Origin of the sequence: Erythrobacter sp., from assembly GCF_038133525.1 — a bacterium.
In the GTDB taxonomy this organism is placed as follows: Bacteria; Pseudomonadota; Alphaproteobacteria; order Sphingomonadales; family Sphingomonadaceae; genus Qipengyuania.
The window spans coordinates 35,388-42,827 of the sequence record NZ_JAYPTL010000008.1 but is presented as its reverse complement, the minus strand read 5'-3'; the positions used below and the strand labels follow the sequence as shown (position 1 = coordinate 42,827).

Here is a 7,440-nt window from a genome sequence, read left to right as displayed (position 1 = left end):
GATCACCGCCGGCTTGGTGGGATTGTGCTCGATCTTCTTGCGAATGCGCGAGATGCGGATGTCGATGCTGCGATCGAAGGGGTCCCATTCGCGATCATGCGCGCCTTCGAGGATCTGGTCGCGATTGAGCACGCGCCCGCGGTTCTTCGCGAACAGCTTGAGCAGATTATATTCCATCGAGGTCAGCGGGATCTGCACGCCTTCGAGGTCGAACAGCTTGGCCGCCTCAAGATCGAGCCAGGCCTTACCGAAAGGCAGGCGACCCTTGGCGGCCTGCGGATCTTCCACCTCCTTGCGCGAGGAGCGGCGCAGCACCGCGCGCACACGGGCCACCAGTTCGCGCAAATCGACCGGCTTGGCGAGATAATCGTCGGCGCCCATTTCCAGCCCGACGATCCGGTCCACGGTTTCCCCCGCGGCGGTGAGCATGATCACGCGCGGCGCGCGATCGTCACCCTGCAGCGAACGCAGGACCGACAAGCCGTCTTCGCCCGGCATGTTGATGTCGAGCAGCAGGACCTGCGGCTCGCGTTCCTCCAGCACCGCGCGCAGGCTCGCCGCGTCATGTGCCTCGACCGTCTCGAAGCCATTCTTGCCGAGATATTCCGCCAGCATTTCGCGCAGCGGCTGCTCGTCGTCGCAGATGCAGACAAGGGATCGCTGCTCCATCTCACTCACCCCCGGATACGATTTGCTGCGCCAGCGCCCGCACATCGGCCGGTGCCACCGGCTTTTCGAGATAGGGGCGGCCGCTATTGTCAAGGAAGGCGCGGGAATCGGGGCTCATCGTGCTGCCCGTGACAAAGGCGATGCGCCGGGTCAGCGCGGGTTTTTCGGTCTTGATCCGTTCGAGGAAGCCCCTGCCCCCGATCCCGGGCATGTTGATATCGACCAGCATGGCATCGTAATCGGTGCCCGCCAGCGCATCGAGCCCTTCCTCGCCCGAATGGACCATGTCGGCGGTAAAGCCATCGCGCCGCAGGATTTCGGCGATCAGTTCGGCAACGTCGGTCTCATCGTCGATCACCAGCACGTGCCCGCGCCCATTGCCACCGGTTTGGCCTGTGGTCTCTTCGCTGCCGGCCAGTTCCTCTTCCGCCAGTGGCAGGTGGATACGGAAATGCGCGCCGACTTCCGACGGGATCAGTTCGATCGAACCACCGTGCGCGGTCAGCGCGCGGTGGCAGAAGGCCAGACCGATCCCAGTGCCCTGACCGACCTCCTTGGTGGTGAACAGCGGTTCGAACACCCGCTTGCCGATATGCGCGGGAATGCCCGGGCCATCGTCGCGGAAATCGATCACCATCAGCTTGCGGCCCCGGTCAGGCCGGGCGGAAATCGTGACCTGCCCCGCCTTGCCCGATTTGAGCAGTGCCTGCTGCGAATTGACCAGCAGATTGGTGAAGACCTGCTCCAGCTGCGCGGCATCGCCGCACAGCTTGGGCGCGGCGGCGGGGATATCGCGGCTCACCTCGATCGCGAAATCCATATCCCCTTCGGCAATGGTGCGCAGCGCATTGTCGAGCAGTTCGTCGAGGTCGAGCGACTGCTTTTCGACCTTCTGTTCGCGCGCCATGGCGAGGAAGCTCTTCACGATCCGCGCGCAACGTTCGGCCGCCGCCTCGATCTGTTCGACCCGGCGCATGATCTCCGGATCGTCGGTTTCCTCGCGCAGCATCAGCGCATGGCCGACCACCACCGACAGCGGGTTGTTCAGCTCATGCGCGACCCCTGCCAGCAGTTCGCCCAGCGCCGACATCTTCTCGGTCTCGAAGATCCGCTCGCGCTGCGCGGCGAGCATCTTGCGCATCTCCACTTCCTTGCTGATGTCGACCAGCGAGGAAACCGCCACATCCTCGCCGCGATATTCGATCAGCCGCGACGATACGAGCGCGGGGAAAGTGGTGCCGTCGGTATCCTTGAGCGTGGCAAAGACTTCGTCCAGCCGCCCCTGCGGGAGCAGTGCGGTGACGAAATCGGCGAGGTCGGACTGCTTGACGAAATGTTCGTTGACCTTCTTGCCCGGGCCCAGGACCTCGCGCGCGGCGGGCGAACGATAGATGATCTGCCCATCGTCGATGCGCGACATGACGAGATTGGCGGGGCATGCCTCCATCACCTGGCGCAGCAGCGCATCGGCCTCGCGGTCCTGCTCATCCGCCATTTCGCGCTTGGTCACATCGCGCTGGTCGAGCACGAAGCCGCCGCCGGTAACCGCCACAAGGATCATCTCGTGATAGCCCTGGTCGCGCATCTCGACGACCAGCCGTGGGCTCGACCGGTCGCTTTCATCGAGATTGCTTTCCATCTGCGACAGTCGCTGCTGCGCGCCACGGTCGATCGCTCCGCGGGCGACCATTTCCACCAGCAGGCGATCCCACGGCAGTCCGGGTTCGAAGATCTCTTCCAGCCGCGGATTGAGCCGCAGCATCGCCGGGTTGCAATAGGTCAGCAAGGCATCGGCATCGAACAGCGCGATGCCATGCGGGAAACCGTCGATCAGTTCACGGAACAACCCGTCCTGATTTCCGCTTCGCCGGGGTTGCGTGGTCGCCATCGCGCGCCCGCCGATCAGCGGCCGACCGCATCGGTATCGGCAAGCAGGCGCACCAGCCTGACGGACTTGCCATCGGCGGTCCTGCCCTCACCCGCCGAAACGGTGGGGTGGTCGTCACCGAAGCGGGCGGCGAAATCCTCGCTCGCGACGATCTCCATCAACCCGGCGTGTTCGCGCAGCCGCATGGCGTCCGCCACCGCCGGGCCGAATACGTCGTAGATATACTTCTGCACGCCGACGACCGAACCGATCACCGAACCCGAAGCCAGGCCGATGCGGCAGTTCCAGTCGATCGGGTGGCTGCGATTGCGCTGCTCGAGATAGCGGATGAAGCGCACCGCGGCATCGGAGATCGACTGGACCGAGCGTTCCGAAGGATCGGGCATCCCGGCCACGGTGATATAGAGATCGCCGACGGTCTTGATCCGCTCGCAACCGAACTGGTCGCCGATACGGTCGAAGGCGGTGTAGATATCGTTGAGCTCGCTCACGATCACGCCCGGGTCCTGGCGCGCGACGGTTCCCGAGAAATCGGCGAAGTCGAGGCAGAGCACGGCGACATGGTCATAGGTGCGCGGCGTGACCACGCCGAAGGTCTTGTACTCCTCATAGACCGAGCGCGGCATCATGTTGAGCAGCAGCTTCTCGACCTGCTCCTTCTCGCGCTTGATCTCGCGCGTGTTGCGCTCGACCATCATCGAATAGGAATCGATCATCGATTCCAGTTCCTTGATGCGGCTGATGTTCTGGCACACCAGCACCGCGACGCGTTCCTTGCCGTCGAGCGCGGGGTTGACCGTCATGGCGATGGTCATCGTCCGCCGGCGCACGCGGAAACTCGCCTCGCCGGTGAACTGGCCTGCCTCGTCGAGCGCGCGCCGCACGCCGGCGGCATCGATATCGGGGAAGACGTCGCCCAGCTGCTGGCCCAGCTCGATCTCGGAAAACCATTCCTTGAAGGTGTCGTTGAAGAAGCGGAACTTGAGGTCCGACAGGTCCAGCAGCGCCACCCCGACGCCGATGGCGCGCAGCAGCTGCTCGTTGATCGCTTCGATCGACATCTCAGCGGTTCACCACCAGGTGGCGCCGCGCGGTGAAGGCGCCGACGATCTCGGCCGCATCCTCGTCGGCCACGCCGTGATCCTTGAGCACTTCCGCCAGGATCCTGGCCAGCTGGTCGAAATGCCCGCCGCCGATCGCCAGGTGGCTGTGCAGCTTCTCGATCTGGTTGTCGGTATAGGCGGCGGGGCCGCCCATCACCGACGAAACGAACTTGGTCTGGTGATCGACGATCTTGGCAAATTCGACATCGTCGAAGAAGGGGCCAAGGTCATCATCGTCGAGCAGCCGTTCGTAGAGGTCGAGCACGATCTTGCTGACCACCGAGAAGCCGCCGTATTTGTCGAACATCGACTGTTGCGCCATTTCGCAAACTCCATCCCACCTGCCGGGCATGCTGCGCCGTGAGGCCGGGTAAATCAAGGTATTGGCTCAGGCGGCCTCGCGCCGGCGGTAGAGGTTGTCCGCGATCCAGTGCTGGTTGGCCTGCATCGCGGTGTTGAGCGAGCGGTGGAGCGAGGCGACCTCCTCCATGCTCCAGTCGAACCCCGCGATCCTGTCCGATAGGCGGAAGATATCGCGCGACAGCGCGTCGCGGATCGCCGGATAGTCGTCGAGCCGGCTGCGCGACCAGGCGTCGGCCAGCAGCTGCGCATCGCGCAGCGCATCGGTGATGCCATGCGCGGTGATCGGGTCCTTGAAATAGCCCGCATCGCCGACCAGCGCCCAGCCATTGCCGCACGCTTCGCGCAGGTGCCCGACCTGGCCGGCAAAGCCGCGCAGCTTGCCCGATAGCTTCGCGCCCGCAAGGTCGCGCCCCATCGCCGGCACCAGCCGCTCCGCCATCGCGCCAAGATCGCCCCCGCGCATCGCGCCGAGCAAATCATGCGGGCCATCGTGCGAGACGGAGAGGAAGACGCAGGCCTCGCCGTCATTGGTCGGAATGATCCCGCCCGCAGCGCCATCGCCCCAATACCAGCGGTAGCCGCAGTCGCGCAGGCCGGAGAAATAGCCGAACACCACCTGCGAAGCATTGGTGCCGGTCTTGACCAGCCCGGCCCCGACATGGCGGGCGAGCGGCGAATTGCGCCCGTCGGCACCGATCACCAGCTCGCAGCGAACTTCGTGCTCGCCCGTCTTGTCGCGCAGGGTGACGCCGCGGACGCTGCCGCGCGGTCCCCTGATCACCCCGGTCATCGTCACGCCGAACAGCGTATCGACCCCGGCCTCGCGCGCGCAGCGGACGAGGTTGCGATCGAGCACGGTCCGCCGCGGGGCATAGAGCGCCTGCGTGCCGTGGCTTTCCGAAAGGTCGATATCGATCGCGGGCGCCTCACCATAAATGAAGGAAGTGCGGCGGATCGGCGGGGTATTTTCCGCGATGATCGGCAGCAGCACGCCCCAGTTCTGCAACTGCATCACCGCGCCGCGCATCAGCGCATGGGTCGACAGCGTATCGCTACCCTCTTCGGCGCGGTCGATCAGCAGGATCCGGCCGCCGTGGCGGGCCATGAGCATGGCGGTGGCCGCCCCGGCGCAGCGCGCGCCGACGATAACGGCATCGTAGCTTCGGGTCTGGTGGACAATGGACATGACGGCTTTCCTCAGGCTGCCCGCAGGCTGTTGGTGGCGCCCAACCGGGCGGCGATAATGGGGGCGAGCGCTTCGGCATCGCGGCCGACGCCGTCGATGAAGCTCGAAGCGCGGTGGCGCATGAAGGGCAGGCCCAGCGCGTAGAGATCGGGGATGTCGCAGATACCGCCCGCCTGGCGCAGCTCGCCCTGCGCGTCGCAGGCGTCGAAGTGCAGCCAGGAATAATCGCGGCGGTATCCGGTTGCCCAGACAACGGTGGAGATCCCGCGCGCCTTCAGGTCGACCGCGCCCCTGAACGGAACCAGCACGCCGTGCCGGCAACGCGCGGCCTCATCCTCCGGCGCATCGATCCCTTCGGCGGCGATATAGGCATCGATCCGCGCGAGCAGGCCTTCGCGACGCTGCTCGGCCCGGCGAATATTGGCCGTCAGGTCGTCTTCGAACGCGACGGTCGAGCCCAGCGCGCCGATCGCGCGGCCCGCGATCGCGACACCCTGGTCGGCAAGGCCGGCAAGGCTGATCTCGCGGTCGTCGTCGCTGCCGACCAGTTGCATCGAAGGCTGCGCGATGAGCTGTGCCGGGGTGCGATTGGCAGGCGTCCGGTCGGTCAGGAAGCCACTGGCATCGAGCCAGTCGAACAGGTCGCGCCCGCGATAGCGGCGCGGCGAGCGGACGTGGCTACCCGCGGCGAGCATGGTTGCACGACCGGAGGCCGCGATCTCGCTGGCCAGCTGGACACCGGTTGCCGAGGCCCCGACGACCAGCACCCCGCCGTCCGGCAGAGCATCGGCGCCGCGATAATCGCTCGAAACGAGCTGGTGGATCGCTGGCGAAAGCTGCGCGCCCCAGCGCGGGAGGCGCGGGCGGTCGCAGGCGCCGGTGGCGATCACCACGCTGCGCGCAACCCAGGTCCCCCGCGAGGTAACGGCACGAAAGCGCTCGCCCAGCGGTTCGAGCGCGAGCACGTCGATATTCTCGATCACCGGCAGGCGATGGCCGGTGGCATAGATCTGCAGCCGGGCCGCAAGTTCGCCCGCGCCGAGGAAGCCGTCCGCCGCGTCGGCCAGCTGCTGGCCGGGCAGGCGGGTCATCCAGCCGGGCGTCAGCAGGCGCAGCGAAGGCCAGCGGGCGCTGGTCCAGCGATGCGCGATCGAACCGCGTTCGAGCACGAGGTTCTCGACGCCCGCCTGCTGCAGGCAATGGCTCATCGCGAGGCCGGCCTGGCCTCCGCCGATAATCAGGCAATCGATGAACTGTGCCATGGGACAAACTCCGTAAATTCCGTCCCCCGGCTTTCGCCGCCCAATGTATCGGGCGTGTGCCGTGCACAGCGGAATTGCGTTTCAATCGTTTCAGTCGCGGCGGCAGCGCCAAAGGAAGGCCCGCCGCACGCGAGGTGCGACGGGCCCGGGCTGACGGAGAGGTTTGGGGGGAGAGGCGTCAGCCGACCTTGGCGGCAACCGCAACCGGAACGCCGTTGGTCATCACGTCGAACACTGCCGAACGGGCAACCGACTGGCGCACGATCTTTTCGAGCGTTTCATCATCGGCATCGCCCTTGATCGCCACGGTGACGCGAACGCCCTGGAAACCGTTGCGGGTCTGCGGGTCGAGGCCGAGAATGCCGTTGAGGTCGATGTCGCCTTCGACGGTGCATTCGACCGATTCCAGCTTCACCTGGCGCATCGAGGCGATGTTGCCGATGCCGGCGGTGAGGCAGGCCGAAAGCGCACCGAGCAGCAGCTCGGCCGGGGTCGGGGCATTATCGGTGCCGCACAGCACTTCGGGGTGATCGCCTTCGATCGTGTAGGGCTGGCGGTGGTCGTTCTCGGCGCAGGCGCCGTAGAAATCCTTGAACGCGATGCGGCTGTGCGTGCCGGCCAGCCACTGGCCATTGGCGCGGAAGGTGAAGCGGGCGATTTCGCGCTGCGCGTCGACCGCACCGAGCGTGGCGATGAAGGTGGGAACGTCGACGCCGTTCATGGCGACGCGGGCGGGCTTGGTCATAACTTCGGACATGCAATCTACTCCAATTGATCCATCGTGCTTCCCGTCCACTGCGGCGGAAGAACGAGGGGCGTTTTGGAGCGCGTTTGTTTCTGCAGGATACCGCGCAGCCGCGAATTGGGTTTCAATCGTTTCAGGCGAAAACGATCATCTGCCCCGAGATCGGCATTTACGCGTCAAAGAGTTCAAAGAGGCAAGGCACTCCTGACCTAACAGCCTTGCTA

General features: G+C 65.6%; 7 protein-coding genes. All 7 read right to left on the bottom strand.

Annotation, left to right across the window (positions count from 1 at the left end):
* On the bottom strand, positions 1–669 hold a 669-nt coding region (locus AAFM29_RS03490), incomplete at its 3' end, for a response regulator (RefSeq protein WP_341711429.1).
* Position 670: 1 nt separating this feature from the next.
* On the bottom strand, positions 671–2,557 hold the full coding sequence (locus AAFM29_RS03485; RefSeq protein WP_341711428.1) for an ATP-binding protein: 1,887 nt from the start codon (positions 2,555–2,557) through the stop codon (positions 671–673).
* Positions 2,558–2,571: 14 nt separating this feature from the next.
* Positions 2,572–3,618 carry an adenylate/guanylate cyclase domain-containing protein gene (locus AAFM29_RS03480; RefSeq protein ID WP_341711427.1) on the bottom strand — a complete coding sequence of 349 codons (1,047 nt, stop codon included), beginning with the start codon at positions 3,616–3,618 and terminating at the stop codon, positions 2,572–2,574.
* A 1-nt stretch (position 3,619) separates the two neighbouring features.
* On the bottom strand, positions 3,620–3,982 hold the full coding sequence (locus tag AAFM29_RS03475; protein ID WP_341711426.1) for a group 1 truncated hemoglobin: 363 nt from the start codon (positions 3,980–3,982) through the stop codon (positions 3,620–3,622).
* 66 nt (positions 3,983–4,048) lie between these two features.
* On the bottom strand, positions 4,049–5,209 hold the full coding sequence (locus AAFM29_RS03470; protein WP_341711425.1) for an NAD(P)/FAD-dependent oxidoreductase: 1,161 nt from the start codon (positions 5,207–5,209) through the stop codon (positions 4,049–4,051).
* Positions 5,210–5,220: 11 nt separating this feature from the next.
* Positions 5,221–6,471, bottom strand: a complete 1,251-nt coding sequence (locus AAFM29_RS03465) for an NAD(P)/FAD-dependent oxidoreductase (RefSeq protein WP_341711424.1) — start codon at positions 6,469–6,471, stop codon at positions 5,221–5,223.
* Between the two features lie 178 nt (positions 6,472–6,649).
* The gene (locus tag AAFM29_RS03460) at positions 6,650–7,228 is read right to left on the bottom strand and encodes an OsmC family protein (protein WP_173215469.1); all 579 of its coding nucleotides are present in this window, start codon (positions 7,226–7,228) and stop codon (positions 6,650–6,652) included.
* Between the last annotated feature and the right edge of the window lie 212 nt (positions 7,229–7,440).

What these genes read in the sequence shown, in the direction of transcription:
- AAFM29_RS03465 (WP_341711424.1), bottom strand. Translation starts at nt 6,471, where the DNA reads ATGGCACAGTTCATCGATTGCCTGATTATCGGCGGAGGCCAGGCCGGC.
- AAFM29_RS03460 (WP_173215469.1), bottom strand. Translation starts at nt 7,228, where the DNA reads ATGTCCGAAGTTATGACCAAGCCCGCCCGCGTCGCCATGAACGGCGTC.
- AAFM29_RS03470 (WP_341711425.1), bottom strand. Translation starts at nt 5,209, where the DNA reads ATGTCCATTGTCCACCAGACCCGAAGCTACGATGCCGTTATCGTCGGC.
- AAFM29_RS03475 (WP_341711426.1), bottom strand. Translation starts at nt 3,982, where the DNA reads ATGGCGCAACAGTCGATGTTCGACAAATACGGCGGCTTCTCGGTGGTC.
- AAFM29_RS03480 (WP_341711427.1), bottom strand. Translation starts at nt 3,618, where the DNA reads ATGTCGATCGAAGCGATCAACGAGCAGCTGCTGCGCGCCATCGGCGTC.
- AAFM29_RS03485 (WP_341711428.1), bottom strand. Translation starts at nt 2,557, where the DNA reads ATGGCGACCACGCAACCCCGGCGAAGCGGAAATCAGGACGGGTTGTTC.